General features: G+C 72.7%; 1 pseudogene. It reads left to right on the top strand.

Annotated features, from left to right (window positions below):
• A pseudogene (locus K1Y73_RS21960) lies at window positions 1–509 on the top strand (LysM peptidoglycan-binding domain-containing protein); the annotation flags it as partial.

Here is a 509-nt window from a genome sequence, read left to right as displayed (position 1 = left end):
CCCGCCGCCCCTGCGGCCGAGCCGCCGGCGGCGCTGATGCTGACCGAAGAGGGTGCGGTCGTGCTGCAGGATCCGGCAGCGCCCGCGCCTGCGCCCGAGCCCGGCCAGATCGCCCCGGTGACGCTGGAAACCATCACCTATACCGAAACCGGCGCGGTGCAGCTGGGCGGCGCGGGCGCGCCGGGGGCGGTGATCCGGCTTTATCTGGACAATGCGCTGCTGCAGGACGTGCCGGTGCCGAAAAGCGGCAAATGGCTGACCACGCTGGGCGAGATCGCGCCCGGCGTCTACACGCTGCGGGCTGATCAGGTGGATGACATGGGGCTTGTCACCTCGCGCTTCGAGACGCCGTTCAAGCGCGAAACGCTGGAGGCGCTGGCCGAAGCTGCTGCCCCGGAAGCGGTGGCTTCCGAAGCTGCGGCTTCCGAAGGCGTCGCGCCCCTGCCCGATGCCGCGCCCGAGCCGTCAGAGCCGCCGACGCAGGCCGCGCCCGAACCGGCGTCGCCCGC

This window comes from Xinfangfangia pollutisoli, assembly GCF_020179405.1.
In the GTDB taxonomy this organism is placed as follows: domain Bacteria; phylum Pseudomonadota; class Alphaproteobacteria; order Rhodobacterales; family Rhodobacteraceae; genus Pseudogemmobacter; species Pseudogemmobacter pollutisoli.
The sequence above is the reverse complement of the archived record's forward strand: the minus strand, read 5'-3'. Positions and strand labels throughout refer to the sequence as shown.